This window comes from Thalassospira lohafexi (genome assembly GCF_002844275.1).
Classification (GTDB): Bacteria; Pseudomonadota; Alphaproteobacteria; order Rhodospirillales; family Thalassospiraceae; genus Thalassospira; species Thalassospira lohafexi.
In genome coordinates, this window is record NZ_NXGX01000002.1 from 541014 (window position 1) to 567100 (window position 26087).

Consider the following 26087-nt stretch of genomic DNA (forward strand, 5'->3'; position numbering starts at 1 on the left):
CTGAATGAAGACTAAAAGTCTGCTCAGGCGTCGCCCAGTGCAATCCAGGTCGACTTCATTTCACAATATTTGTCCAACGCATGCAGGGAACGGTCGCGACCTGTCCCTGACTGCTTGTAGCCACCAAACGGCATGGTGATGGAGCCGCCATCCCAACAATTGACCCAGACAAGACCAGACCGCAGTTTCTTTGCGGTCAGATGTGCCTTGTTGATGTCTCGCGTCCAGACGGCTGCGGCCAGACCATATGGCGTATCATTTGCGGTCTGAACAGCTTCTTTCCAGTCCTTGACCGAAATAACCGACAGAACCGGACCAAAGATTTCTTCCTTGGCGATGGTCATGTCGTTTTTGATACCATCAAACACGGTCGGCTCAACGTAATAACCGCCGGTTTCGGTGCGCGCACGTTTACCACCGGTGCGCAAAACGCCGCCTTCGGCAGAACCCTTTTCGATGTAGCCCAGAACACGGTTCATCTGACCTTCATCGACAATAGCACCCATCTCGGTTTTGGGATCGAGCGGGTCACCCGGCTGCATTTTTGCACCCGCAGCAATGACTTTTTCGATCAGTTCGTCCTTGATGCTTTCTTCGACAATCAGGCGCGAACCCGCGGTACAGACTTCACCCTGATTATAGAAAATACCACCTGCGGCAGCCGCCGCCGCCGCATCTATATCCGGGCAATCGGCCAGAACGATGTTCGGGCTTTTCCCGCCACATTCCAACCAAACACGTTTCATGTTTGACAGACCGGAATACTGCAAGAACAGCTTGCCGACTTCGCCAGACCCGGTAAAGGTCACGCAATCGACATCTTCATGCATGCCAAGCGCCTTGCCCGCTGTTGGGCCAAAGCCCGGAACAACGTTCAGGACACCTTCGGGAATACCCGCTTCAACCGCGATCTCCGCCACTCGCAGGGCGGTAAGCGGCGATTGTTCTGCCGGTTTCAAGATAATGGAATTGCCCATCGCCAAGGCCGGGCCAAGTTTCCACACCGCCATCATCAACGGGAAGTTCCAAGGCACAACAGCCGCAATCACGCCAAGCGGCTCACGGGTAATCATGCCAATTGCATTGATTTCCGATGGCGATACTTCGTCATAAACCTTGTCGATCGCCTCGGCATACCAACGAATGCATTTGTATGAAAGCGGGATATCATCGCGCGACGCCAGCGTGATCGGCTTACCCATATCAAGGCTTTCAAGCAAGGCGAGTTCAGCAGCATTCTTTTCGAGAAGATCGGCGAAATGCAGCAGGATTGCCTTGCGCTTTGCCGGTGCTGCTTCCGACCAGCTGCCTTTTTCAAACACAGCACGGGCTGACGCCACCGCGCGGTTGACGTCTTCGACATCACATTCGGCAACCTTGGTCAGAACCGAACCATCACGTGGACTGATGCAGTCAAAGGTCTTGCCGGACGCCGCATCAACATAGGCGCCATTGATGAACGCCTTATTGCGAATATCAAGGGCTGCGGCCTGTGCGGTCAGCTGTTCAAAATTCAACGGATTGGTCATCGGAAGTCTCCTGACGGATGGCGCTTTGGGCCTTGTTCGATTTAGATAAACATACACGGGCATTTTGCCCGTTTTATGACGTGATCAATAAGATGGCGGTGTCGCGGCACTGACAACTTCGCATTCACCATCCCCGACATTTCGGAAACGGTGCGGGATTTCCGCATTGAAATAATATGCGTCTCCGGGGCCAAGAATCTTGACCCGCTCCCCAACGGTTACCTCAAGTTTGCCACGCACGATAACACCGGCTTCTTCACCCTTCTGGACAATCAGTTTGTCACCCGTGTCACCGCCAGCCGGATAGGTTTCATGCAGAACACGCAAATTACGATCCTTGCGCGTTGCCCCGACAAGACGCATCGACATCGTCCCGTCGGCCAGCTCAACAAGATCTTCCTTGTTAAAGAAAATCTCTTCACCGGTATCAAGATCGATGGTGAAGAAATCGATCAGGGTCATGGGGATTCCTGCCAAAACCTTGGCCAGACTATCAATCGACGGGCTGACGCGGTTTTGTTCGATCGTCGAAATCGTGCTGTTGGTGACACCGGCACGCCGTGCCAGTTCCCGTTGTGACAGCCCATACATGCTGCGCACAGCCTTCAGGCGATCCCCTACCTTCTGTGACATTCCTGTTCTTTTCCCTATCGCACGCTTTTTATATTTTTATGCGCGGTCAGACCGCATCAAGGTACCAGCGATATTCAAGCTGCGTCACCTCAGAGAAAAACTCGTCATATTCGGCACGACGGCAAATGTCGAAAACTTCAACAAACTTCTCGCCCAAATATTCTTTGACGATATCGCCTTCAACAAACCGGTCGAGGGCAGAAATCATGCTGCGTGGGACGATCTTGCCTCCGTGCTGTTCATAGCCGTTGCCAACTGTTGGCTCACCCGGATCAAGCTTGTTTTTCATGCCGTAATGCACGCCAGCCAAAACACAGGCCAAAACCAGATAGGGGTTTGCATCCGCACCAGATACACGGTGTTCAACACGTGCGGCCTTCGGACTGCCTGCGGGAATACGCAATGCCACAGTCCGGTTGTTCAAACCCCAGTTCGGCGACATCGGCGCATAGGCCTTGTTCTGGAACCGACGGAATGAATTCGGGTTCGGCGCAAAGATCGCCATGCTTTCAAACATCGCTTCCTGCAGGCCACCAATGGCAAAGCGCAGATTGTCTGACACTTCTTCATCGCCTTTGGGCGACATAACATTATTGCCGTCTTCATCGCGCAAACTAACGTGGACGTGCAAGCCGTTACCAGCCTGATCAGAATACGGCTTTGCCATGAAGGTCGCGGTTACACCGTGATCCCATGAAATGCCCTTAACCACGCGTTTAAGCTGCATGGCATGGTCTGCGGCCATCATCGGGTCACTGACATGGCCCAGATTGATTTCAAACTGTCCGGGGCCTGCTTCGGCAACGATGGTATCGGCCGGGATACCCTGACGGTTCAGTTCGGCAACCGCATCATGAAGAACCCGTTCGAAATCCTCAATCTGCTGAAGACCATAAACCTGCACACCATCCGATGCGATCCCGCCACCAAGCGGCTGCGGGGGCAATGGCACGGCTGTTTCCCGATCCTGATCGGCAAGATAGAATTCAAGCTCAAGTGCCACAGTCGGATAAAAACCGTCCGCGGCCATGCGATCAACAACCGACTGCAAAACATTGCGCGGATCGGCAAAAAAGCGCGAACCGTCAAGGTTATACAAGCTCATCATCACTTGGGCCAAAGGCAGTTCGCCATATGGAACACGGCACAGCGTACCGGCAATAGGCTTTGCTATATTGTCCTGATCACCACTGGACCACAGAAGTCCCGTGCCTTCCGGATTGTCACCGGTGATATCGACAAGACAGACGGAACCCGGCAGATTAACGCCTTCCTGAAAGCTTTTAAGGAATTTCTGTTTGCTGATTCGCTTGCCACGAAACACCCCGTTAACGTCGGGGATCAGCAATTCAATAAGTTCGATATCAGGATTTTCTTCAAAGAATCGTTGGGCTTCTGCCCTACTGTCTTCGACGAACGACTTGTTCATCGTCTTGTACTCCCAGAAAAGGCCTCGTATTCGCAGGGTTTATCCCTGCCGCATCGTGCCGTGCCAAACAGCCCCGGTCAAGCCCATTCGTGCGATATATCGTGCAATTCGCGCAGCGCACAATTTCTGAATACGTGAAATTAATCAGCTGACACCAGCATCCCACAACAACCAGCAGATAACAAAAAACAACGCATTTTACCGCAAAATATTATCCAAAATTTCCTCTTGCAAAGGTGTTCAAAAAAACGAACACTAAAAGCAGATGTTCAACATATCGCACAAAACAGGCAAGTACCGCTGTCAGGAGACGCTATGAATAATTTCGACAAAACCGCCTATTGGCAGGACATAGATCAGGCACACCATATTCATCCGTTCACCGATACGGCGGACCTGAACAATCGTGGCACGCGCGTTATTACCAGCGCCAAGGGCGTGTTTATCGAGGATTCCAACGGCAAGCGCTATCTTGACGGCATGGCGGGTCTTTGGTGTGTCAATATCGGTTATGGTCGCAAGGAACTTGCCGAAGCGGCCTATAAGCAGATGCTTGAACTGCCCTACTACAACAACTTCTTCCAGTGTGCGAATACGCCTGCGATTGAGCTTTCCAAAGTTCTCGCCGAAATCACGCCCAAAGGCCTCAACCACGTATTTTACGCCAATTCCGGGTCTGAAGCGAACGACACGGTTGTTCGTATGGTGCATCAATACTGGAATCTTAAGGGCAAACCTGAGCGCACCCACATCATCAGTCGCAAGAACGCCTATCACGGCTCGACCGTGGCCGGTGCATCGCTTGGCGGCATGTCGGGCATGCATGCGCAGGGTGGCTCACTGCTGCGCGATGTCGTTCATATTGATCAGCCCTACTGGTACGGCGAAGGCGGCGACCATACCCCCGAAGAATTCGGTCTGCTGACCGCGCGCAAGCTTGAAGAAAAAATCGAGGAACTTGGCGCAGACCGCGTTGGCGCCTTTATCGGCGAGCCGATCCAGGGGGCTGGCGGCGTAATCATTCCGCCGTCAACCTACTGGCCAGAAATTCAGCGTATCTGCAAAAAATACGACATTCTTCTGATTGCCGATGAAGTCATTTGCGGCTTTGGTCGGACCGGCAATTGGTTCGGGTCTGAGACCTTTGACATCAAACCCGATCTGATGCCGATGGCAAAGGGTATGTCGTCTGGCTACCTTCCGATTTCGGCGGTTATGGTTGGCGAACGTGTTGCCGATGTGTTGATCAACCAGTGCGGTGAATTCACCCACGGCTTTACTTATTCCGGCCACCCGGCCGCCGCCGCTGTCGCCCTTGAAAACATCCGCATCATGCGCGATGAAAAAATGGTCGAACGGGTCCGTGATGACATCGGCCCGTATTTCCGCAAACAGCTTGACACCCTTAAAGACCATCCGCTGGTCGGGGCGGTTGAAGCGGTTGGCCTGATTGCTGGTATGCCGCTGGTTGATGACAAGAAAACCCGCAAAGCATTTGATAAGCCGGGCACCGTTGGCACCATCTGCCGCGATGCATGCGTTGCCAACGGCGTTATCTCACGAGCCTGTGGTGACCGTATGGTTCTGTCACCACCGCTTTGCATTACTCACGACGAAGTCGACGAGCTGGTCAAACGGCTCCGTGCGGCACTGGATGATACTGCCAAGAAGATCGGCAAAATGTAATCATCATACAATTTCTGTGACTTAACGAAATACCCGGCATGACCTATCATCGCCGGGTATTTTTAATCCAGCGCATCCGATCCCATCGTTTTACCCCATCGCAACGAGTGCCCCATGCTCAAACGCATTTACCAGCCCGCCGCCTATCAAACTGACACCCTGCCCGACAGCTATTGGGTCGAAAGTGCCGCACCACTACCAGATTGCGAAAAGCTTCCGATTGTTGGCGCGCTTAAAACCGACGTCGCGATTATTGGCGGCGGGTACTGCGGCTTGTCAGCGGCCCTGGAACTTGCGACGAGCGGCACAAATGTTACCGTCTTTGATGCCGGGCGCAGTGGTTGGGGTGCATCGGGACGAAATGGCGGGTTTTGTTGCATGGGCGGCAGTGGCAAGGGATACGGCTATCTCGCCAAACGATTTGGCGAGGATGAAACCCGTAAATTTGCCCGTATTCAACGCGATGCAATTGATCTGGTCGATCAACGCCTGAGCGATTGGACCATTGATGCCGACCGCCATTCGGATGGCGAGGTCGTTCTGGCTCATAAACCCAACCGGGTGCGTGAACTGCACGAAGAAATCGACGAACTCAACCATTTCACTGACATTAAATCAGAACTTCTTGATCGTGATGCCCTTGTGGAACGTGGCCTGAATGCCGGGGAAACTTACGGCGGGCTGCATGTGAAAGCCGGATTTGGCCTCAACCCGATGAAGTATCTGATCGGATTACACGCACAGTGCATCAAGGCCGGTGTTCGAATATTCGAACAGGCAAAGATCGGCCGTTTTGACGAAGCTGACGGCAAATACACTCTGCATGCAGGCGCAACCCAAATCACTGCCAACAAGATCATCATCGCCACCAACGGATACAGTGCGGAAAACCTGCCCGACTGGATTGGGGGCAAGCTGATGCCGGTTTTTTCGGGCATTTTTGTCACCCGCCCCATGAGCAACGATGAACTTGCTGCACAGGGCTGGACCAGCGACCTGATGGCATTTGATAGCCGGATTTTACTGCATTATTTCCGCAAACTGCCCGACAACAGGTTTCTGTTTGGTGGACGCGGCGGCATTACCGCCACCCCGGCGGCCTTTGATGCGGGCAAACGTGACTTGCTGAGCAACTTTAACCGTATGTTCCCGGCATGGCGTGATATTGAGCTTACCCATCACTGGAATGGGCTTGCCTGTCTGTCGCAAAGCTGGCGGCCCTATATCGGGCGGGTTCCCGGTCATCGGGATGTGTGGACAGCCCTTGCCTGGCACGGCAATGGTGTTGCGCTGGCAAGTCAGGGCGGCAAACTTCTGGCCCAACGGATGCAAGGTGCAATTGGCGACGAAGATCTGGGCGCGGTTCTTGGCACGCCGATGGATAATTTCCCGTTGCCAAAGTTGCGCCGTGTCGCCCGGTCAGCGGCCTATCGATATTACGGATTACGGGATCGGTTTGCGTAATTGGGCAAACTGACATATGTCATGATCAACCGTCGCAGGTTGCGCTAATCCTGTGACATTCTGACCGCATCACAGGCCGATTGACCATGTCCGACAAACAGCCAACCCTTGCCGAAATCAAGGAACGCCGCGAAATCGCCACCAGGCGGATCAAGGAAGACACCGGGATTGATCAGGACATGATCAAAAACATCGTGCATGGCTTTTACGCCAAGGTCCGCGACGATAATTTACTCGGCCCTGTATTTGATGAGAAAGTCGAAAACTGGGACAACCATCTGGATCGCATGGTGATGTTCTGGTCATCGGTTGCACTGGCAACAGGCAATTATGATGGCCGCCCGATGCAAAAGCACATGCCGCTTAAAATCACCCGTCACCACTTTGACCGCTGGTTGCAGCTTTTTGCCCAAACACTGTCGGAATATTGCGACGAACCTGCCGCCAGACATTTCATGGAACGGGCCCTTCGCATTGCTTCAAGCTTTGAAATCGGCATTGCCGCGCATAACGGCGTGATTCTGTCCAAAGGCGAACGCTATGACCCGGTTGCCAACGGGGACCCGAGCTAAACTGTTTGCCCGGACACACCGAATTCAATTAAACGAAATCATCGAGGCACAAGAACAAGGAACGGTTTTCTCGCGATTATCACACCAGATTTGTCAACTCAGTTGACAAAACTCATTGGATACGTTTCAATCGCACAATGGAAACCAAACCAGTCTTGCAAACCGAAAATCTCTATCGCGCCATACAGTTGACGCGCCCCTTGTTGCGACGTATTTCGGCATATGTTGAACAGGAACTAACAGACACGGGTGTTTCCGTTGGGCAACGCGCCGTGCTTGAAGTGCTTTACAATCAAGGCCCGCTTACAGCACCTCAACTAACCCGAATGCTTGAACTCAAACGCCAGTTCGTAGCGCGCATGTTGTCCGAGGCATCCGATGCAGGTCTGGTTGAGCAGCTCCCAAACCCTGATCATGCACGCGCCCATATGCATGTACTAACCAATGCGGGTCACGCTGCCATCGAGACCATTCGCGATCATGAGATGACACGCCTAAGCGAACTTGAAAAACAGTTTAGCGCAGACGAGATTGAAGCTCATTTCAAAGTACAGCAGAAACTCATTAGTTGGTTCTCGCAGAACCTGAAATCCTGAAACAAAATCACTCCACGGACCCAATCGAACGACAGGGAAAGCTGCCATGTGGCTAACGATGATCCTTATCGCCATTCCGCTTATTGCACTGATTGCCTATACTCTGTACGGACATCGCCGTCATCTGGCCATCAGCACCGGCCCGAAAATTGACCCGGCATCACGCCCAAACACCGCCCTTCTGTTGATTGACCTGCAAGACGATTTTACATCGGACAGCGCAAAACACACCTATCCCGCCGATGCGATGACAAATGGCATCATGGCCATCAACAAACTTGTCGAAACCGCCAATGCCAATGGTTCTCCGGTCATTTCGATCCGACAGACATTTGCAGGCTGGTACATCAACGTTCTTGTGAAATTGCTCAATGAAGGACGCGGCAGCCCGAAATCAAAGGGGCTGGACATTGATGCCCGGATTGACGGCGATATCGACCATGACATCGTTAAATCGCGCGCAGATGCCTTTCATGAACCCGAATTGTCGCGGGTTCTCGACCGGCATCATGTTGGCAAATTGATCGTTGTCGGACTGGACGGGGATTTTTGTGTCAACGCCACCATGAAGGCCGCCCTTGATCGCGGTTATGATGTGTCGTTCAGTGACGCAACCACGCTGGCCCACAATCCGCAAAGCTGGCGCAAAACAAAATCCCGCCTTATCGCCCTTGGGGCAAAAGACGGGATTGAAGAAAAACCCGGCGATGCAGTTTCAGACAGAACAACCAAGCAAAACGAACCGGCTTAGGATTAAGACCCTAAAGCCGGTCGCGGATCGAATACCAGACCATTGCTGCGACCAAAAGCGGGAAGCGCAATGCTTTGCCGCCCGGGAAGACCGGAATTTTCAGGTTCGACATCACATCAAACCGTTCCATCGTTCCGGCAACCGCATCGGCCATGATTTGCCCGGCCAGGGTCGCCATGGCAACGCCGTGCCCGGAATAGCCGGTTGCGGTAAAGATGTTATCTTCGATTTTACGGAAGAACGGCATGCGGTTCATCGTAATCGCAAGTGTCCCGCCCCAGCCATAATCGATTTTGACGCCTTTCAGCTGCGGATAGACTTCGATCATGTGGGGTGACACAAACGATTTGATGTCTTTGGGGAAATTATATCCATAGGTCTCCCCGCCGCCAAACAACATGCGGTTATCCGCACTAAGCCGGTAATAGTTGATCACGAATTTTGAATCGGCAACCGCCACATCGTCGCGAATCAGGTCGCGCGCCAAATCATCGGAAAGCGGCTCGGTCGCAATGATGAAATTATTGATCGGCATCACGCGCTTTGCCACACGGTCTTCAAGAGCATCAAGATACCCGTTGCAGCCAAGGATCACTTTGTTAGCGCTAACAACCGCACCGTTGCTGGTTTTAACCATGACCTTGCCCGACTGGTTTTCATAGGATGTCACCACCGCATTTTCAAAAATGCGTGCCCCTGCGACGCGGGCTGCATCGGCAATACCAAGCGCGAAGTTCAGCGGATGAATGTGCCCCGCCCCCATATCAAGCGACCCGCCATGGTAAAATTCCGTCCCCAGCATCTCGCGCATTTCAGCACGGTCAACAGTGCGGATCTGGTTATAGCCATATTCGTTTTGCAGCTTTTCGGTATAGGCATGGGTATCTGACACAAACCGCGCGCGATGATCCGCATGTAAAATGCCCGGTTTCCAATCACATTTGATGTCGTGTTTAGTGATCAGGGATTTGACAATATCCTTGGATTGCTCGGCAATATCCCAAAGTTTTTTGGCATCATCGCGCCCGACCATTTTTTCAAGGTCATCTTGTTCACGCCGCTGGCCCGATCCGACTTGCCCGCCATTCCGGCCCGAAGCCCCCCAGCCAACCCGGTGCGCTTCAAGCAGGATGACGTCAAAACCACGCTCGGCCAGATGCAAGGCTGACGACAACCCGGTAAAGCCGCCACCAATGACCACAATATCGCACGACTGATCCCCTTCGATTGTCTCGAACGGAGCGGTCGTATTGGCGGTCGCGGCATAATAGGATGCCGGATAGGTTCCTGCCTTGTCATTGGCGGTCAGCAAATTCGGGGTAAACACGAGGGAGCCTCAATTTGGTTGTTCTTTATCGCGACATCCTGCCCGATCAGGGGCATCTATCAAGGGAAAACAGCCGTTTCCAGCTCTATTTGGATGGATTTCACCGATTATACCAAAATAGGCATCGCCAAGGAAAAAGGATTGCGCAAAGACGCCGATAGAACGCGATACCTGCGGCCCTTTTTAATCTCACCGACCAAGACCTGCGCAATTAAAACAGAGTCTTAGGCCCCTTGGGTCACAGCTTCGACCATACGAAGGGCGGTTTTGGTTGCGGCACAGCCCCCACGCGCTGTGCAGCGCAAATCAGGATGCATCATCGCACCAATTTTCACTGTCTGATCAACCAGTTCGTCATAGGCCAGAACCGCATCGAACCCGGCCAGAACGGCCATCGCCGATGAAAAGGCGTGTGATACCCCCGCGACATTGCGCGCATGACACGGAATTTCAACATCCCCGCCGACCGGATCACAGACCAGACCAAGCGTATTCATCAAACACATCGCGGCTGCGTCAAAGCATTGCTTGGCATCCCCGCCGTGTGCTTGCGCAACACCTGCGGCCGCCATCGCGGCCGATGCGCCGGTTTCGACCGAACATCCACCACATTCGGCGGCAAATGTCCCGCGAGCGGCAAACACCGCCCCGATCACAGCCATGACCTGAAGTGAATCGGTGGCACCTTCGATATCAATCTCATGGCGGATCAAGCCATACAGCGTTCCGGGCACAACACCGGCACTGCCCGCCGTTGGTGCGGCACAGACCAGCCCGCGGTTTGAATCCCGTTCCATCGCCGACAGTGCGCCCGCCATGGCATCCTGCAAAACCGCACCGCCAAGACCAGCTGGCAGATTGGCATCGCGGACTTTCCGTGCGCGCAGAGTTAAAAACCGCATCACGTTGTCTTCAGGTTTGGCATCGAACCCTTCGGCAACCACGCGCAACATCAACTCACACCGTTCGCGGAAAAGGACGCGCGTCGCGTCGCGTGACAGGCCAAGACGTTTGGCCTCCAGCACAAGGGCGGCATCGGCCAATGATCCGCCCTGCTCCTCGGCAACCGAGATCACAGCATCACTGGTTGAAAACAAATCATCGGTCGCACAAACCGGATATTGCGATGCATCAGCATACCGAAGGTCAGTAACACCCTCACGCCCACGCACAGCGGCAATCAAAGCCGCACTCGGCAAAGATTGCAGGGAAACTTCAATGCGGTTGCGTTCCGGATCAACCGATGTTCCAAGCAGCTTGTTGCCGCCAGCCGCCAGTTGCCCGGCAATATCATCGACCGCCAAAACAGCAGCCTCGCCCCAGATAAAGACAGTGGCACTTTTACCCGTTTGAAAAACCGGTGCACCATTCATCGCGTCGATGTAATACATCCCCCCGCCAACTGATGCACCGGCATACAGATCGGTTCGCGCTTCCCCCTCGACGGTTTCAACCGTCAGTTCAAGGTCAACGCGGTTAGGATGGTTGTTGTTTTCAAGCTCACATATCTCAATGGCGAACTGAAATCCCTCTCCCCGCATCACGCGCGGCAAGATATCGCGGTAATCCGCATCGGTAAGCTGCGCCCCGGCAAGACCGGCAGCAAAATTTTCATCCGAACTTTGCGCCTTATACACCGGCGCAAAAGAGCCGCGTGGATCAAACCTTACAACCGCATCTTTCAACACTTCCCCGTTTGAGCAAGACAGTTCACGCGCCAGTTTCGCCATCATATAGGGCGCGGCACAGTGCGAACTTGACGGCCCACGCATGACGGGACCAATAACGGAATTCAGCAGACTGATTTCTTGCATGACAGGATACTTTAAAGGGGCGCGGGAAAGTGCGATGTGGTCGATACAATATGTTCGAATGATCACCTGCTTATGATGCGAATGCAATCACCCAAACAAAAAATCCCCGGCCAATCGACCGGGGATTTTAAGAACAAATAGCGTCCTTCGCAGCATTTTAACGCTGTTTGGTTTCCCATTCAGGATGCACGAAATACGGCGCATTCGATGGTGCCAGCGGATCACGCCCGCGAATGATATCAGCCGCCTTTTCGCCAATCATAATGGTCGGCGCATTCAGATTACCTGTGGCAATCGTTGGCATGATTGAACTATCGACCACGCGCAGGCCTTCGACGCCATACACACGGGTTTGCGCATCAACCACCGACATGTCATCACTGCCCATTTTGCACGAACATGACGGGTGATAGGCACTTTCGGCGTGATCGGCGACCCATGCGTCAATTTCCGCATCTGTCTGAATGTCTTTGCCCGGGGCAATTTCACGCCCGCGTAAATCGGCAAAGGCTTCCTGACCAAATATTTCACGGGTCAGGCGCACCGATGCGCGCATTTCTTCCCAGTCCTCGGGATGGCTCATATAATTTGGATCAATGATCGGACGGTCTTTGGGGTCTGCTGACGCCAGTCGCACCGTGCCGCGTGATTTCGATCGCATCGGACCAATGTGGGCCTGAAAACCATCACCTTCGGCGGCCTTCGACCCATTGTAGTTAATCGCCGCTGGCATGAAATGATATTGCAGGTCCGGATGCTTGACGCCTGCTTTGGACCGAATGAAACCACCCGCCTCGAAATGGTTGGTCGCACCAAGGCCGGTTTTAAACAGATACCACTCCAGACCGATCTTAAGTTTGCTCCACCAATCAAGCTTGCTGTTCAGGCTGACCGGTTTGGTACATTCCATTTGAACATAAAGCTCAAGGTGATCCTGAAGGTTTTCACCAACGCCGGGAAGATCGGCGACAACATCAATGCCATGTTCGCGCAAATGGGCCGCTGGACCAATGCCCGACAACATCAAAAGTTTGGGCGAATTGATTGATCCCGCCGATAGGATGACTTCACGGTCAACTAAGGCACGCCTTGTTTCGCCTTCGTGGATGAAATCAACACCAATCGCACGTTTACCTTCAAAAACAACGCGCTGCGCGAATGCCTTATTGTAAACTGTGACGTTATCACGCTTGGCTGCCGGGTGAAGATACGCCTGTGCGGTGGACCAGCGACGGCCTTTATAGACCGTCATATCCATGGTCCCGAGACCCTCCTGGCGATAGCCGTTCTGATCGTCAGTATGGGTATATCCGGCCTCAACACCGGCCTTCATCCATGCCTTGTGAAGATCGTTTTGGCACGCCCCGGTGGTCACATGTAGCGGACCATCCCCGCCGTGATATTCATCGCCACCGGTATTTTCATTACGGGTATCGGCCTTGCGGAAATAGGGCAAGCACCGCGCATAATCCCATTCCTTAAGTGCGGCGTCTTCTTCGGCCCAGCGATTGTAATCAAGCGCGTGACCACGGACATAGGCCATCCCATTGATCGAACTTGAACCGCCCGAAACCCGCCCACGCGGCGTTTCCATGCGGCGGTTGTTCAGATTGGTTTGTGGGGTGGTCCAATAGGCCCAGTTATAGGTTTCCGACTGCATCGGATAGGACAAAGCCGTTGGCATATGAATGCGCCAATCCCACCAATGATCGACGGGGCCAGCTTCAAGTACAAGCACCTTAACATCACGGTCTTCAGATAACCGGTTGGCCAAAACAGCCCCGGCGGAGCCAGAACCGACAATTACGTAATCATATTTTTCAGTTTTGGTCGGGGTCGACATGTTTGATCCCTTTATCTTTCAAGCGTTGCGCGCAGCCATTCTCTGATTGGTAAAAGCCAATCAGTACGGCGCCTCTACATCGCCGGTTTCGACATAGACCGATTTGATACGGGTATAATGTTCAATCGCCGCGCGGCCATTTTCACGACCCACACCCGATTTCTTGACCCCGCCAAACGGCATTTCAATCGGGGTAATGTTATAGGTGTTGATCCAGCAGGTCCCTGCTTCAAGGCGCGACACAACACGATGTCCGCGCGACAAATCCTTGGTAAAGACGCCTGCCGCCAAGCCATATGGCGTATCGTTGGCGCGCTTGATGGCTTCGTCTTCATCGGTGAATGTCAGAACCGACATCACCGGGCCAAAGATTTCTTCGCGCACGATGGTCATGTCATCAGTACATCCGGCAAACACCGTTGGGGCAATAAACAGACCGCCTTCTGGCATGCCGTCTGAAACCGCATGGCCACCCAGAACGCATTTCGCGCCCTCTTTCTTGCCGGTTTCGATGAACGACATGATCTGGTCATACTGGGTTTTGGTCACAATCGGGCCGACCTGTGTATCGGGCTTTTCCGGATCGCCCAACACAAGATCCTTGCTGCGCGCGATCAGTTTTTCGATGAAGGCATCGGCGACACTTTCATGGACAAAAACCCGCGTCCCGTTTGAGCAAATCTGGCCCGATGAATAGAAGTTCGCCATCTGCGCACCCGACACCGCGTTATCAAGATCGGCATCTTCAAACACGATCATCGGTGATTTTCCGCCAAGCTCCATGGTCACGGCCTTCATGCCACCCGCCGCAACAGACGCCACCTTGGCCCCAGTTGCCGCCGACCCGGTCAGCGATACTTTATCCACGCCGGGATGCTCAACCAGCGAAGCACCACATTCGCGCGCACCCTGCACGACATTGTAAACACCATCTGGAAGACCTGCTTCCTGCAAGGCTTCTGCCACCGCAATCGCCGACAGCGGGGTGACTTCGGACGGTTTGTAAACAACCGCATTCCCGCACGCCAAGGCCGGGGCAGCTTTCCAGCAGGCGATCTGGATCGGATAGTTCCATGCGCCAATCGCGGCACAAACGCCAACCGCTTCGCGGCGGGTATAGGCAAAGTTCGCCCCAAGATCGATATGCTCACCCGCAAGGCTCCCGGCGACACCGGCGAAATATTCCAGGCACTCGACGCCGGAAACCACATCGACAATTTCGGTTTCCTGAATGGCGCGGCCCGTATCGCGGGTTTCAACCAGTGCCAGTTCATCGTTGCGATCGCGCAAAATCTGGGCTGCTTTGAACAACACGCGCGCGCGCTGTGCGGCAGGTGTCGCTTTCCAGATTTCAAATCCGGCCCGCGCGGCCTTTACCGCCGCATCAACATCGGCGGCTGTACTTTCATTGCCCTTGGCAAGAACAGTATTGGTCGCGGGGTTCAGCGTGGTCATTTCCGCGCCAGAACCGTTGGCTTTCTTGCCGTTGATGAAATTCTGTATCTGGTAAAGGCTCATGTCAAAACTCCTGCGGGCCGCATCCAAACCGGGCGACCGTGATCTTGGTGTGTCTGTTCGGCTCAGCGCGCCGGCGAATTGGCCAAATAGAGATGCATGGTACCCAGAACCATCACACGCGCGGCCCCGACATCTGCGCGTCCGGACGAAAGCCCCGAACGTACCCAGATGCCATCAATCATGGCCGCCATTGCGGCCGAAATTTCGTCTGCCCGCTGATCTGTTGTCAGTTGGCGCAGCTCGTGGCGTAAATTGGATGCCAGTCGCTGGAAATAGATGCTGTTGATCCGGTGCAACGCCTTTGAAAACGGCACCTGCGCCCAGAAGGACAACCACGCCACAGTCACCTGTGGGGTGAATTGTTCTTCGTTAAAGTTGGTGTTTACAATCGCTTCGAGCCGATCAATCGGCGTCTTGGCACGATCCAGACGCATGAGGTAATCGTTGCGCAATTCCTGCATCAGAAACCGCATGGTTGCTTCGAGCAACGCGTTCTTGCCACCGAAATAATGCGAAATAATGCCCGATGACATCCCCGCCGCACTTGCGATACGCGAAATCGTCGTATCGGCAAACCCATGGCGGTGAATGGTTTCAATCGTTGCGTCGATCAACTGCCTGCGGCGTACAGGCTGCATACCAACTTTGGGCATTCAAGCAATCCAATTCAAAGCGATCTGAAGGGCTTGAAACCGCTGCAACGTCATGCAGCGTACTTTTTAACCCTTCTTAATTGACGTATCGGGAATATGCTGTATTTTAATTGAACAATCAATCAATAAAACACGCCGATATTTGCGGCGCAATGATCAAGGGTGCTTCCTTTGCTGCGCGGCTTTGCGGCTGTTTTTGTGATTATTCCGGTCCATACGGACAGGTTCGGGGGAACCTTTTCGTATGGCTCTGGGCGAGTGTTAGCGACAACGATATTGCGTTGATGTTCGTCTGGCCTCCGGAACCGAGAGCTTCTGCAGACCGCCGATTGCGGTCCGCAGTAACATTAGGTTTACACAAGGGAGAACCAGAAACATGACCAATCTTTCCACTTTCGGCCGTCTTCTTGGCAGCACCATTATTGCCGGTGCACTTTTTGGTGCGGCAAGTGCCAAGGCTGCTGATAGCGAAGCCTGCAAAACCGTGACGTTCTCTGATGTTGGCTGGACCGACATCACCGCAACCACGGCAACCGCATCGGTTATTCTCGACGCATTGGGCTATAACACCGAAACCGAACTTCTGTCGGTTCCCGTAACCTACACCAGCCTTGCCAATGGCGACGTTGACGTATTCCTTGGCAACTGGATGCCAACCATGGCCGCTGATATCAAGCCCTACCTTGACAAAGGAACGGTTGTTAGCGCCGGTGCAAACCTTGAAGGGGCGAAATACACCCTTGCGGTTTCCAAGAACGCCTATGACGCAGGTCTGAAAGATTTCGCTGATATCGCCAAGTTCAAAGACAAACTTGATGGCGAGATTTATGGCATTGAACCGGGCAACGATGGCAACCGCCTGATTCAGGACATGATCGATGGTGATCAGTTCGGTCTCAGCGGATTTGAGCTGGTTGAATCTTCTGAACAGGGCATGCTGTCGGAAGTTAAGCGCAAATCATCGCGCGATCAGTTCATCGTCTTCCTTGGCTGGGAACCGCACCCGATGAACGCGAAATACGACATGGCCTATCTTGATGGTGGTGACGACGTGTTTGGTCCGAACTTTGGCGGTGCCACGGTTCACACCAACCTGCGTGCCGGTTACACCGATGAATGTCAGAACGCCGGTAAATTCGTTACCAACCTGAAATTCAGCCTCGCCATGGAAAACGAAATCATGGATGCGATCCTGAACGATGGTACCGACCCGGCCAAAGCAGCCTCCACCTGGCTTAAAGCCAACCCGGACGCGGCATATGCATGGCTTGACGGTGTGACCACCTTTGACGGTGGCGATGCCAAGGCTGCCCTTAAAAGCGATCTTGGCCTTTAAGCTTCACATCTAACCGGCAACGTCCGGTTTTATGATCCTGCCGATACGCCCCGCACCCGATAATTCGGACCTTTGCGTGGGCGTATCGTGCATTTAACTGATTTTAAAAACAAACGGAAATATTCCCATGGAATGGCTCACGGAAACAAAGATTCCGCTGGGACAGTGGATTTCGTCTTTGATGGATGCGCTTAACGAACATGCCGATTTCGTTTTCTATACCATCTCGGATGTTCTTGAATTCATTATTGAAAACACCATCGATTTTCTGCTGTGGCTCCCACCGCTTTTGATTATTGCCGGATTTGGCGCACTTGCTGCTGTGTTGCATAGGTCCTGGAAACTGACCGCCTTTACCATTCTTTCCCTGCTGTTGATCGTCAATCTTGGCTATTGGGAAGAAACCATGGAAACGCTGGCGCTTGTGATCTATGCGTCGCTGTTTTGCATGGTTATCGGGGTGCCGCTTGGTGTGGCGTCCGCCCACCGCCCGTGGCTGTATCAAGCCATGCGTCCGGTTCTTGATCTGATGCAGACGATCCCGACCTTTGTCTATCTGATCCCGACCCTGATCCTGTTTGGCCTAGGGGTTGTACCGGGTCTGATTTCGACCGTCATCTTTGCCATTGCCGCCCCGATCCGCCTGACACATCTTGGCATTTCCAGTACGCCAAAGGCACTGCTTGAAGCGGGCGAAAGCTTTGGCTGCACGCCGCGCCAGTTGCTGTTTAAGGTCGAACTGCCGTCCGCCATGCCATCGATCATGGCCGGTCTGACCCAGTGCATCATGTTGTCACTTTCGATGGTGGTGATTGCTGCCCTTGTCGGGGCAGATGGCCTTGGCAAACCGGTTGTGCGCGCCCTTAATACCGTGAACATTGCCCAAGGGTTCGAGGCCGGTCTTGCGATTGTGATCCTTGCCATTGTGCTGGACCGCATCTGCCGTCGTGATAACAACGAAACATCGGGGCAGTGATCATGAGCAATGCTGTTGAATTTGATAATATTGACGTGATCTTTGGCAACCGTCAGGCAGAATCACTAAAACTGCTTGATGAAGGCAAAACACGCGCAGAAATCGCCAAGGTGACAAACAACGTTCTTGGCGTTGCCGATGTCAGCTTCAATGTCCCACAGGGCGAGATTTGCGTTCTAATGGGTCTGTCAGGGTCTGGTAAATCGTCGCTTTTACGCTGTGTGAACGGGTTGAACAAAGTCTCACGCGGGTCGCTGCGGGTATATGATGGCGACTGGTCGGTCGACGTCACAAAGTGTGATGGCCCGACGTTGCGCAAATTGCGCCGTGAGTGTGTCGCCATGGTGTTTCAGCAATTTGGCCTTCTGCCGTGGCGGACCGTTGCCGAGAATGTCGGTTTCGGGCTTGAGCTCCGCGGCCTTGCCCCAAAGGAACGCCGCGACATCGTCGATGAAAAGCTGGCCCTTGTCGGCCTAGATCAGTGGGCGGATAAATATGCCCATGAACTGTCGGGCGGTATGCAGCAACGTGTTGGCCTTGCACGCGCGTTTGCCACCGACGCGCCGATCCTTTTGATGGATGAGCCGTTTTCGGCACTTGATCCGCTGATCCGTAACCGCCTTCAGGACGAATTGCTTGATCTTCAGGAAAAGCTGAACAAGACCATTCTGTTTGTTAGCCATGACCTTGATGAAGCCATGAAACTTGGTAATTCCATCGCGATCATGGAAGGCGGCTATGTCGTTCAGCACGGCACGCCCGAAGACATCGCGCTTCGTCCGGCCAATGGATATGTTGCCGACTTTGTCGCCCATATGAATCCGGTCAATATCCTGCGCGGACGGGCAATCATGCATCGCGTGACCAAGGATCAACGCGACGCAACCGGGGACGTCGCGATTGACGATGAAGATCTTCGCATCACGCTTGATGATGGGGTGGTTCAGGCCGCCAGCACGACTGAAAGCGGACAGCTTAAGCTGATCACTTATGATGGCACCCTGCCCGTCGATCTTGATGCCACCGATAACTCGGTGATCTTTGTCGCACCTGATGACGTGTTGCTTAAGGTCCTGATTGAAATGCGGTCGATCACCCAGAACCCGGTCATCCTGACCCGCGAGGGCAAGATATCGGGCACCTTGGGCCGTCGGGAATTCTTTGACAGCCTGACGCAGACCGCATCTGCACCGGACTGACTTCAAATCATCACATTAAAAATGGCGGCTCAATCATGGGCCGCCATTTTTGTATGAGGAATGCAAATACAACCTATCCGCCCGTTACCGGCGGGAATAAGGCAACTTCGGATGCCTTGGTCACATCGGTTTGCGGTGTGGCATATTCCTGATCAACCGCAACCCGGATAATCGCAGGCTCGGCCAGCGCATCGGCGAAATTCGCCCCGCGTCCAGGCAACCATTCCAAAAGATCGGCAACGGTTTTCACATCTTCTGGCAGTTCAACGGTTTCTTCGGCCATGCCGATACGGTCTTTGACCCACGAGAAATAGACCAGCTTCATTTCATTTTCCGTACTTCAAATTCATCTGTTGCCGCATCGTTGCGCATTCAAAGACGCCGCACAAGCCCCCATCGCACGCGATAACCACTGGTGCGCTCATGACCGCGTGCGGGCTTCTGCCTTGCAGCACCATCATTTTTCGCATATATAATCAAAATCACCTTACAAAAGTGATAGTGTCTTACAAACAACACATCTAGGGAGGCATAAGATGACACGCACCTTCACCCGCCGGTCAATACTGGCAACAGGCATTGCTGCAATCGGAACCGTCGCATTGCTTGGTTTTGGCAATGTTGCGAGCGCTGCTGAAAAAACAAAACTTCGTTTTTCGGCCGTTTTCTCGGAACAAGACATCCGTGCCGACATGATGAAGAAATTCGCGGCCGATCTTGGCGACAACTATGAAACTGAGCTGTATTACGGCGGCAACCTGTTCAAGCAGACCACCGAAATCCTTGCGATCCAGCGCGGCAACCTCGAAATGGGGAACGTTTCCCCGCAAGACATCGCGACACAGGTTCCGGCTTTCTCGATCCTGAGCTCGGCCTATTTGTTCCGCGATGCCGATCACATGCGGAAATTCTTTAAAAGTGACGCCGGTCAGGAAATGAAGTCACTGGCCGAAGACCAGCTGGGCATTCATATTCTCGGCCCAACCTATTTTGGTACCCGTCAGGTCGGCCTGCGCACGGATCAAAAGATCAATACGCCCGAAGACATGGCAGACATCAAATTGCGCATGCCCGGCGGCGATGCATGGCAGTTCCTTGGCAAGGCGCTTGGTGCCAATCCAACCCCGATGGCATATGCCGAAGTCTATACCGGCCTTCAGACCGGTGCGATTGATGGTCAGGACAATCCGCTGCCAAATGTCGAGAACATGAAGTTCTATGAAGTCATGAAGCAGATCGCATTGACCTCGCATCTTGTTGCGTATGACATGCTGGTTGTTTCGTCCAAGGTCTGGGACGATCTGAGAGCTGACGAACAAGAAGCATTCCAGAAGGCTGCTGATGACGCCATCAACTGGAGTCAGGAACAGCACCTTGCCCGCGAGCAGAAACTGGCCGACTTCTTTAAGGAGCAAGGCCTTGAAATCTACACACCTGATGTAGATGCCTTCCGCGCCCATGCCCAGAAGATGTATCTTGAATCGGACCTGTCGAAAGATTGGCCGAAAGGCATGCTTGAACGCATCAATGCGCTTTAAGCACCGTCTTCCGACGTAAAGATAACACCGCGCGCAGGGGCAACCCTGCGCGCGCAGACTGGGTCACAATACATGACGAACAAGATCAGACAGATCGGCCAATGGCTACATCGCCGGGCCGAGAACATCGCAGCCCTGATGCTTGCGGTAATGTTCGGTGCCTTTATCGTTCAGGTGGCATGTCGCTATTTGCTGAACTTCCCGATTGGCGGCGCATCGGAACTCACAATCATCATGTGGCTGTGGATCGTCCTATGGGGGGCTGCATTTGTTTTGCGTGAAGACGATGAAATCCGTTTTGACATCGTCTATAGCGCGGTACCGCGAAAAGTCCGCCGCGTCATGACCATTCTCGCGGCACTCGCACTGCTGTTCCTGTATGGGGTATCGCTCCCAGCGACTTGGGATTTCGTGACCTTCATGAAAATTCAGGACACGTCATATCTCGACATCCGGTTTGACTGGCTTTTTTCAATCTATGTGATTTTCGCCGTTGCGATCCTGATCCGTTACACGTGGATTCTTATTGCAGCACTCCGGGGCAAGGAAGCATTCCCCACCGGTACACTGCATGAAAACGCGCCTGATCCTCTGGATCACTCAGACACGGATACCCGCCCATGAGCTTTGTTGATCCTTTCACACTTTGCATCATCTCGATTGTCTGCCTCAGCCTTCTTGGCTTGCCAATCGGGCACGCGATGATTGCGTCCTCGATCCTGTATTTGCTGATATCCGGGCTGGATATGGGGACGGCTTCCGAACAGCTGCTGAACGGTATGTTTTCAAGCTATATCCTGCTGGCGGTTCCCCTGTTCATTCTGGCGGCCGAACTGATGAACTCCGGCACCATGACAATGCGTCTTCTGGGGTTCTGCAACGCTGTTGTTGGGCGTTTTCCCGGCGGCTTGGCCTTGGTCAACGTCGTTCAAAGCATCATCTTTGCGGGCATGTCAGGATCGGCAATTGCCGATGCGGCGGGCACGGGCAAGATGATGCAACGTATGATGACCAAAGACGGCAAATATCCGCCCGCCTTCGCCGCGGCCCTTACTGCGGCCTCCGCCGTGATTGGCCCGATTATTCCACCATCCATTCCGATGGTGGTCTATGCGCTCGTATCCGACGCATCAATTGGGTATCTGTTTTTGGCGGGCGTCGTTCCGGGCATTATTATGGGCCTGTTTCAGGCCGGATATATCGTGTTTTCGGCCCGTCGGCGCAATTTCCCGGTTGAAGCCCCGGTACCTCTGCGTGAACTGCCCAAAGTTACCCTGAATGCGTTTCCGGCACTTTTGATGCCTGTTGTCCTGTTGGGCGGTATTTACGGAGGTGTAACCACCCCGACCGAGGCTGCGGCCATCGCGGCCCTTTATGCCTTGCTTGTATCGGCGTTCCTGTATCGCAGCGTCAGTTTCCGCGACCTGTATCATTCCCTGTTATCAAGTGCGCGAACAACAACATCGATTGGCATGCTGATCGCAGGCGCAATGGTCTTTAACTATGTTGTGACTGTTGAAAACATCCCATCAATCCTTAGCGTCTGGCTGGGTGGATTTGATCTTTCGCCGGTGACGTTCCTGTTAATGGTCAATGTCATCTTGCTTGTGCTTGGCTGCCTGCTGGAAGGCACCACCATTCTTTTGGTGATCGTGCCTGTCTTTATTCCAACGGCAAACATGCTGGGCATTGATCTGGTGCATTTTGGCGTGGTCTGCGTGATCAACATCATGATCGGCCTGATCACACCGCCATACGGATTATTGCTGTTCGTCATGACGGCAATTTCAAAGCGCCCATTGCGTGAAATTGCCCGTGAAATTTTCCCATTCTTAACGGCCATGCTCGTTGCATTGCTGTTGTTTACACTGGTGCCCGACATCGCGCTCTGGCTGCCCAGAGTCTTCGGTTACAAAGGTTAAGAGGATCCCATGTCAAAACCCATTTACGTCCTGAACGGCCCCAACCTGAACCGTCTTGGCCGTCGTGAACCGGAAATCTATGGTCACACAACGCTTGCTGATGTTGAAAAAATGTGTCGCGCAGCGGCTGGTGATACGCCACTTGAGTTTCGCCAAAGCAATTCTGAAACCCAGTTGATCGACTGGCTTCATGAAGCCAGCGACGAGGCAGCCGGACTTGTCATTAACCCGGCGGCCTATACATTCACATCCATGGCGATCATGGATGCCCTGAAAATGTTCCCTGCTCCGGCGATTGAGCTGCACATCACCAACATTCACCGGCGCGAACCGATGTATCACAAGTCATTGATGTCAGGGGTTGTGACGTCTGTCATTGCCGGGCTGGGCGCACGTGGGTATCCCACCGCAGTTCAGGCCCTAAAGGAAATGATCACCGAAGCAGAAAAGGAAACGGTCCCCGCCTAAGCAGGGATTTTTCCGGTGCCGAGTACGTGGTTTAATCCGCTTTCGACATGGCTGGTCAAAAGCTTTATCGCGGCCTCGGCATCGCGCGCAATCACAAGATCACGCAGTTGTGCGTGCTCATCGGCCGCCGGTTTCCCCCGAAAATCAAGAACCAGCATGTGATAGCGCAGGAAACGGTCAAATGCGGTTGAATGGGCCGCCATCATCGCGGGGGATGCACAGGCCGAAATGGTTGCATGATGGAATTCCCAATCTTGCTGTACCCATTGTTCAACCTGACTGATGTCACCGTCTATCAGCTTGGTTTCAACAACCTTAAGCATGTAGTGCGACGACACAACCCGGGCTTCCCACTGAAGATCCCCGGTGGCGATGGATTGGCGCAAAGCATGGGTTTCAAGTAACAACCGCAATGCGGCAATATCGCGAAGTCCAGCCTCGGACACACTGGTCACTTCAAAGCCTCGCTGGCCTTCGGCCACGACAAATTCTTCAGCGGCCAGTCGGCTAAGGATTTCACGCAATGTCGGCACCGCCACACCGTAATCAGCTTTCAGCTTTTCCAGCTTCAACTTCTGACCCGGTTTTAATTTGCCACGGATAATATCCGCACGAATATTGCGAAAGGCAACCTCACCAACGGTTTCGTTCTCTGAGGCAATAAAAAATGACTTGTGTTTCATGCGCGATACGGTCTCTAAACCAATTCAATTACATTATTTCAATACTTTACAATATATTATCCAAAATATAAGGCAAAATTGAAAAAATATATATTTTGCCAATATTGTTCATTTGGTCTTTCGAAGACCACACTCATCCCACGCACCCTGTACCAGCCATCAGGGATATACAAAGTATCCCTCAGGCGCGTTTTCCAACCGTGCCGTTAGATTGTCGATGAAGAACCGCTCCGCCCGGCTTTGCGACATGCGCGGATTGGTGACAAGGTAAATGTCAATTGCGGGCGGGGCGTCATAGGGCGGCAACCGCCAAAGCTGCCCCCGTTCCGTGGCATTCTGCACAACGTGGATCGGAAGCGGCCCAATGCCAAGCCCGGCATTGATCAACCGCCGGACTTCTTCAAGGTGGGGACTGACCGCAACCACCTTACCCTTCATGCCTTCCTGTGCGCGCAAAACCGCCACAGGTGCCAGTGCGTCGGAAAGCTGATCGGTGGAGAAGGACACAAAGGCCTCGCTTTTTAAATCGGCGAGTTTGAGGTCCTTTCGGCCAAACAAGTGATGGGTCGGCCCACAGAAAAACCCGAAATGTTCGCGGTAAAGTCGGCGATATTCCAATCGGGGATGCTGTTCGCGAACCAGGCAGATGCCAAAGCTGGCCTGCTGGGACAGGACCTGATCAATCACATGGCCCGATGTCGCGACATTGATCTCATAGGTCACTTCCGGATGGGATCGGTTAAACTCGAACAACGCATCATCAAGTGGCGGAAACACCACATGACTGGCCAACCAAAGATGCAAATGCCCGGTCAATTGATTGCCGCTGTCTGACATTACATCAGACAATCGCCCAATAGCGCCGCATATTTCCCGGCACTCATGATAGAGTGCCAACCCCTGTTCGGTGACCTCAAACCGGCCGCGTTCGCGGTCAATCAACCGCGCACCAATCTGGTCTTCAAGCCGCTTCAACGCGTTGCTCACACTGGGTTGGCGCAACAACAGCCGATTGGCCGCCCCGGTGATGGAGCGTTCTTCGACAATCACGGTAAAGGTATGCAAAAGGTTCCAGTCAAACTGGCGGCGCAGCAGTTCATTCATACCCGTTTCTCCCCATTCCTTTGCACCCATAGACATTGGCTATGGGATCTATTCTACTTATCTATTTGCGCTATATGCAAGTCTGGGGTGGAATAGCTTCACCATTTAATCACGGCCAAATAAATTCGCACGGCACAGCCGGAGCACATAACGGGAGGCATAAATGGCCGCAGATATCGCCGGGGAGCGCAGAGCCCCGTGGGTGCTGTTATCACCATCGCTGGCAACAGTCGGGTTGTTACTCATCATCCCGATGCTGTTTATCGTCGTGTATTCGTTCTGGCTGCGCACCGCAACCGGGGCGGATCAGGTTGGCTTCTATCTTGATAACTGGATCGAAGTGCTGGGCGACAGGTTTTACCGCGATATCCTGTTTCAGACCTTTGCCATTGCCTTTTACACCACGGTAATTTGTGCGTTTGTTGGCTATATCCCGGCCTATTTCGTGGCCAATACGCCGATGAAGTCCAAGGCATTTTTGCTTTTGATGCTGATGCTGCCATTCTGGATCAGCTACATCATCCGCACCATGTCGTGGATCAATATCCTGGGCACATCGGGCGCGCTCAACACGCTGTTTCTGTCGATTGGCATCATCGATGAACCGATCCAGATGCTTTATAACCAGACGACCGTTGTGTTGGGTCTGGTGCATTATCTGCTGCCGTTCATGATCCTCAATGTCTATGTCAGCCTTGATGGCATTGATAAAAACCTGACCGAAGCTGCCCAAAGTCTTGGCTGCACGGGATGGCAGGCATTTCGCGAAGTCACCTTGCCGCTATCCATGCCGGGTTTGGCCGCCGGATCGCTTCTTTGCTTTGTGCTGGCAGCGGGCACCTATATCACCCCGATTGTTCTGGGCGGACCGCGCGATGCGATGTTTGCCAATCTGGTGTTTGAGGCCATCGTCACCCAGCTCAACTGGCCGCTTGGATCGGCACTTTCACTCGTCCTGCTGGCCCTTTTGGGTGTGCTGGTCGTCATCTACACCCGTTATCTTGGCGTCGATCAAATCGCCAAGAGTTTCAAGTAAGGGGCAAGAA

24 protein-coding genes are annotated in these 26087 nt (G+C 53.3%); 13 read left to right on the forward strand and 11 right to left on the reverse strand.

What is annotated here, in order from left to right; all coding sequences use genetic code 11:
- Nucleotides 1-23: 23 nt before the first annotated feature.
- The 3 genes from COO92_RS06320 to COO92_RS06330 all read right to left on the reverse strand — a co-directional run bounded on the left by COO92_RS06320 (nucleotide 24) and on the right by COO92_RS06330 (nucleotide 3591).
- On the reverse strand, nucleotides 24-1529 hold the full coding sequence (locus COO92_RS06320; RefSeq protein WP_101300689.1) for an aldehyde dehydrogenase: 1506 nt from the start codon (nucleotides 1527-1529) through the stop codon (nucleotides 24-26).
- 84 nt (nucleotides 1530-1613) lie between these two features.
- A complete protein-coding gene (locus COO92_RS06325) occupies nucleotides 1614-2162 on the reverse strand; it encodes a cupin domain-containing protein (RefSeq protein WP_022732432.1) in 549 nt (182 codons plus the stop codon).
- A gap of 46 nt (nucleotides 2163-2208) precedes the next feature.
- Nucleotides 2209-3591, reverse strand: coding sequence for a glutamine synthetase family protein (locus COO92_RS06330; RefSeq protein WP_022732433.1), 1383 nt, complete (start codon nucleotides 3589-3591; stop codon nucleotides 2209-2211).
- Between the two features lie 315 nt (nucleotides 3592-3906).
- Between COO92_RS06330 and COO92_RS06335 the strand changes: the two genes are divergently transcribed.
- From COO92_RS06335 to COO92_RS06355, 5 genes are all read left to right on the forward strand, one after another.
- Nucleotides 3907-5277: an aspartate aminotransferase family protein gene (locus COO92_RS06335; protein ID WP_101300691.1), complete on the forward strand. Its 1371-nt coding sequence runs from the start codon at nucleotides 3907-3909 to the stop codon at nucleotides 5275-5277.
- 114 nt (nucleotides 5278-5391) lie between these two features.
- Nucleotides 5392-6741, forward strand: a complete 1350-nt coding sequence (locus COO92_RS06340; protein ID WP_101300693.1) for an NAD(P)/FAD-dependent oxidoreductase — start codon at nucleotides 5392-5394, stop codon at nucleotides 6739-6741.
- 86 nt (nucleotides 6742-6827) lie between these two features.
- Entirely contained in the window at nucleotides 6828-7313 is a 486-nt protein-coding gene (locus tag COO92_RS06345) for a group III truncated hemoglobin (RefSeq protein ID WP_101300695.1), read from the forward strand.
- 155 nt (nucleotides 7314-7468) lie between these two features.
- Nucleotides 7469-7909 carry a MarR family winged helix-turn-helix transcriptional regulator gene (locus tag COO92_RS06350; protein ID WP_165792288.1) on the forward strand — a complete coding sequence of 147 codons (441 nt, stop codon included), beginning with the start codon at nucleotides 7469-7471 and terminating at the stop codon, nucleotides 7907-7909.
- 46 nt (nucleotides 7910-7955) lie between these two features.
- The gene (locus COO92_RS06355; RefSeq protein ID WP_101300699.1) at nucleotides 7956-8660 is read left to right on the forward strand and encodes a cysteine hydrolase family protein; all 705 of its coding nucleotides are present in this window, start codon (nucleotides 7956-7958) and stop codon (nucleotides 8658-8660) included.
- Nucleotides 8661-8670: 10 nt separating this feature from the next.
- Here COO92_RS06355 and COO92_RS06360 read toward each other — a convergent pair whose 3' ends face one another.
- The 5 genes from COO92_RS06360 to betI form a co-directional block, all read right to left on the reverse strand.
- Nucleotides 8671-9987, reverse strand: a complete 1317-nt coding sequence (locus COO92_RS06360) for an NAD(P)/FAD-dependent oxidoreductase (protein WP_101300701.1) — start codon at nucleotides 9985-9987, stop codon at nucleotides 8671-8673.
- Nucleotides 9988-10211: 224 nt separating this feature from the next.
- The gene (locus tag COO92_RS06365; protein WP_101300702.1) at nucleotides 10212-11801 is read right to left on the reverse strand and encodes an L-serine ammonia-lyase, iron-sulfur-dependent, subunit alpha; all 1590 of its coding nucleotides are present in this window, start codon (nucleotides 11799-11801) and stop codon (nucleotides 10212-10214) included.
- 157 nt (nucleotides 11802-11958) lie between these two features.
- On the reverse strand, nucleotides 11959-13644 hold the full coding sequence (gene betA, locus COO92_RS06370) for a choline dehydrogenase (protein ID WP_101300703.1): 1686 nt from the start codon (nucleotides 13642-13644) through the stop codon (nucleotides 11959-11961).
- Between the two features lie 60 nt (nucleotides 13645-13704).
- On the reverse strand, nucleotides 13705-15162 hold the full coding sequence (gene betB / locus COO92_RS06375; protein WP_101300705.1) for a betaine-aldehyde dehydrogenase: 1458 nt from the start codon (nucleotides 15160-15162) through the stop codon (nucleotides 13705-13707).
- 62 nt (nucleotides 15163-15224) lie between these two features.
- On the reverse strand, nucleotides 15225-15815 hold the full coding sequence (gene betI / locus COO92_RS06380; RefSeq protein WP_101300707.1) for a choline-binding transcriptional repressor BetI: 591 nt from the start codon (nucleotides 15813-15815) through the stop codon (nucleotides 15225-15227).
- Between the two features lie 376 nt (nucleotides 15816-16191).
- Between betI and COO92_RS06385 the strand changes: the two genes are divergently transcribed.
- The 3 genes from COO92_RS06385 (at nucleotide 16192) to choV (ending at nucleotide 19326) form a co-directional block, all read left to right on the forward strand.
- Nucleotides 16192-17151, forward strand: a complete 960-nt coding sequence (locus tag COO92_RS06385) for a choline ABC transporter substrate-binding protein (protein WP_101300708.1) — start codon at nucleotides 16192-16194, stop codon at nucleotides 17149-17151.
- 127 nt (nucleotides 17152-17278) lie between these two features.
- Nucleotides 17279-18127 (forward strand): choline ABC transporter permease subunit, encoded by an 849-nt coding sequence (choW, locus tag COO92_RS06390; protein WP_101300710.1) that lies wholly within the window; start codon nucleotides 17279-17281, stop codon nucleotides 18125-18127.
- A 2-nt stretch (nucleotides 18128-18129) separates the two neighbouring features.
- On the forward strand, nucleotides 18130-19326 hold the full coding sequence (gene choV, locus COO92_RS06395) for a choline ABC transporter ATP-binding protein (RefSeq protein ID WP_101300712.1): 1197 nt from the start codon (nucleotides 18130-18132) through the stop codon (nucleotides 19324-19326).
- A 73-nt stretch (nucleotides 19327-19399) separates the two neighbouring features.
- Here the strand turns inward: choV and moaD are convergent, their stop codons facing one another.
- Nucleotides 19400-19651, reverse strand: coding sequence for a molybdopterin converting factor subunit 1 (moaD, locus tag COO92_RS06400; protein ID WP_101300714.1), 252 nt, complete (start codon nucleotides 19649-19651; stop codon nucleotides 19400-19402).
- A gap of 211 nt (nucleotides 19652-19862) precedes the next feature.
- Between moaD and COO92_RS06405 the strand changes: the two genes are divergently transcribed.
- The 4 genes from COO92_RS06405 to COO92_RS06420 all read left to right on the forward strand — a co-directional run bounded on the left by COO92_RS06405 (nucleotide 19863) and on the right by COO92_RS06420 (nucleotide 23254).
- A complete protein-coding gene (locus COO92_RS06405) occupies nucleotides 19863-20864 on the forward strand; it encodes a sialic acid TRAP transporter substrate-binding protein SiaP (protein ID WP_101300715.1) in 1002 nt (333 codons plus the stop codon).
- A 72-nt stretch (nucleotides 20865-20936) separates the two neighbouring features.
- Nucleotides 20937-21488, forward strand: coding sequence for a TRAP transporter small permease (locus COO92_RS06410; RefSeq protein WP_101300717.1), 552 nt, complete (start codon nucleotides 20937-20939; stop codon nucleotides 21486-21488).
- Nucleotides 21485-22786, forward strand: coding sequence for a TRAP transporter large permease (locus COO92_RS06415; RefSeq protein WP_101300719.1), 1302 nt, complete (start codon nucleotides 21485-21487; stop codon nucleotides 22784-22786). The genes COO92_RS06410 and COO92_RS06415 overlap by 4 nt, the downstream gene beginning before the upstream one ends.
- A 9-nt stretch (nucleotides 22787-22795) precedes the next feature.
- Complete coding sequence (locus tag COO92_RS06420; RefSeq protein ID WP_101300721.1) at nucleotides 22796-23254, forward strand: type II 3-dehydroquinate dehydratase; 459 nt, start codon at nucleotides 22796-22798, stop codon at nucleotides 23252-23254.
- On the opposite strand, the gene COO92_RS06425 is transcribed toward COO92_RS06420, so the two are convergent.
- Together COO92_RS06425 and COO92_RS06430 are read right to left on the reverse strand one after the other, a co-directional pair.
- A complete protein-coding gene (locus COO92_RS06425) occupies nucleotides 23251-23937 on the reverse strand; it encodes a GntR family transcriptional regulator (RefSeq protein ID WP_206186368.1) in 687 nt (228 codons plus the stop codon). The two genes, COO92_RS06420 and COO92_RS06425, sit on opposite strands and share 4 nt — an antisense overlap.
- Before the next feature lie 159 nt (nucleotides 23938-24096).
- On the reverse strand, nucleotides 24097-25041 hold the full coding sequence (locus COO92_RS06430; RefSeq protein ID WP_240626345.1) for a LysR family transcriptional regulator: 945 nt from the start codon (nucleotides 25039-25041) through the stop codon (nucleotides 24097-24099).
- 163 nt (nucleotides 25042-25204) lie between these two features.
- Here COO92_RS06430 and COO92_RS06435 point away from each other — a divergent pair, with 163 nt between their 5' ends.
- On the forward strand, nucleotides 25205-26077 hold the full coding sequence (locus tag COO92_RS06435) for an ABC transporter permease (protein WP_101300725.1): 873 nt from the start codon (nucleotides 25205-25207) through the stop codon (nucleotides 26075-26077).
- The last annotated feature ends 10 nt before the right edge of the window (nucleotides 26078-26087 follow it).

Bases quoted from the DNA above. Each gene is read 5' to 3' on its own strand.
- COO92_RS06405 (WP_101300715.1), top strand. From the start codon at position 19,863: ATGACACGCACCTTCACCCGCCGGTCAATACTGGCAACAGGCATTGCT.
- moaD (WP_101300714.1), bottom strand. From the start codon at position 19,651: ATGAAGCTGGTCTATTTCTCGTGGGTCAAAGACCGTATCGGCATGGCC.
- COO92_RS06325 (WP_022732432.1), bottom strand. From the start codon at position 2,162: ATGTCACAGAAGGTAGGGGATCGCCTGAAGGCTGTGCGCAGCATGTAT.
- COO92_RS06355 (WP_101300699.1), top strand. From the start codon at position 7,956: ATGTGGCTAACGATGATCCTTATCGCCATTCCGCTTATTGCACTGATT.
- COO92_RS06330 (WP_022732433.1), bottom strand. From the start codon at position 3,591: ATGAACAAGTCGTTCGTCGAAGACAGTAGGGCAGAAGCCCAACGATTC.
- COO92_RS06420 (WP_101300721.1), top strand. From the start codon at position 22,796: ATGTCAAAACCCATTTACGTCCTGAACGGCCCCAACCTGAACCGTCTT.
- COO92_RS06385 (WP_101300708.1), top strand. From the start codon at position 16,192: ATGACCAATCTTTCCACTTTCGGCCGTCTTCTTGGCAGCACCATTATT.
- betI (WP_101300707.1), bottom strand. From the start codon at position 15,815: ATGCCCAAAGTTGGTATGCAGCCTGTACGCCGCAGGCAGTTGATCGAC.
- COO92_RS06435 (WP_101300725.1), top strand. From the start codon at position 25,205: ATGGCCGCAGATATCGCCGGGGAGCGCAGAGCCCCGTGGGTGCTGTTA.
- COO92_RS06340 (WP_101300693.1), top strand. From the start codon at position 5,392: ATGCTCAAACGCATTTACCAGCCCGCCGCCTATCAAACTGACACCCTG.
- COO92_RS06335 (WP_101300691.1), top strand. From the start codon at position 3,907: ATGAATAATTTCGACAAAACCGCCTATTGGCAGGACATAGATCAGGCA.
- choV (WP_101300712.1), top strand. From the start codon at position 18,130: ATGAGCAATGCTGTTGAATTTGATAATATTGACGTGATCTTTGGCAAC.
- choW (WP_101300710.1), top strand. From the start codon at position 17,279: ATGGAATGGCTCACGGAAACAAAGATTCCGCTGGGACAGTGGATTTCG.
- COO92_RS06430 (WP_240626345.1), bottom strand. From the start codon at position 25,041: ATGAATGAACTGCTGCGCCGCCAGTTTGACTGGAACCTTTTGCATACC.
- COO92_RS06345 (WP_101300695.1), top strand. From the start codon at position 6,828: ATGTCCGACAAACAGCCAACCCTTGCCGAAATCAAGGAACGCCGCGAA.
- betA (WP_101300703.1), bottom strand. From the start codon at position 13,644: ATGTCGACCCCGACCAAAACTGAAAAATATGATTACGTAATTGTCGGT.
- betB (WP_101300705.1), bottom strand. From the start codon at position 15,162: ATGAGCCTTTACCAGATACAGAATTTCATCAACGGCAAGAAAGCCAAC.
- COO92_RS06425 (WP_206186368.1), bottom strand. From the start codon at position 23,937: ATGAAACACAAGTCATTTTTTATTGCCTCAGAGAACGAAACCGTTGGT.
- COO92_RS06365 (WP_101300702.1), bottom strand. From the start codon at position 11,801: ATGCAAGAAATCAGTCTGCTGAATTCCGTTATTGGTCCCGTCATGCGT.
- COO92_RS06415 (WP_101300719.1), top strand. From the start codon at position 21,485: ATGAGCTTTGTTGATCCTTTCACACTTTGCATCATCTCGATTGTCTGC.
- COO92_RS06320 (WP_101300689.1), bottom strand. From the start codon at position 1,529: ATGACCAATCCGTTGAATTTTGAACAGCTGACCGCACAGGCCGCAGCC.
- COO92_RS06410 (WP_101300717.1), top strand. From the start codon at position 20,937: ATGACGAACAAGATCAGACAGATCGGCCAATGGCTACATCGCCGGGCC.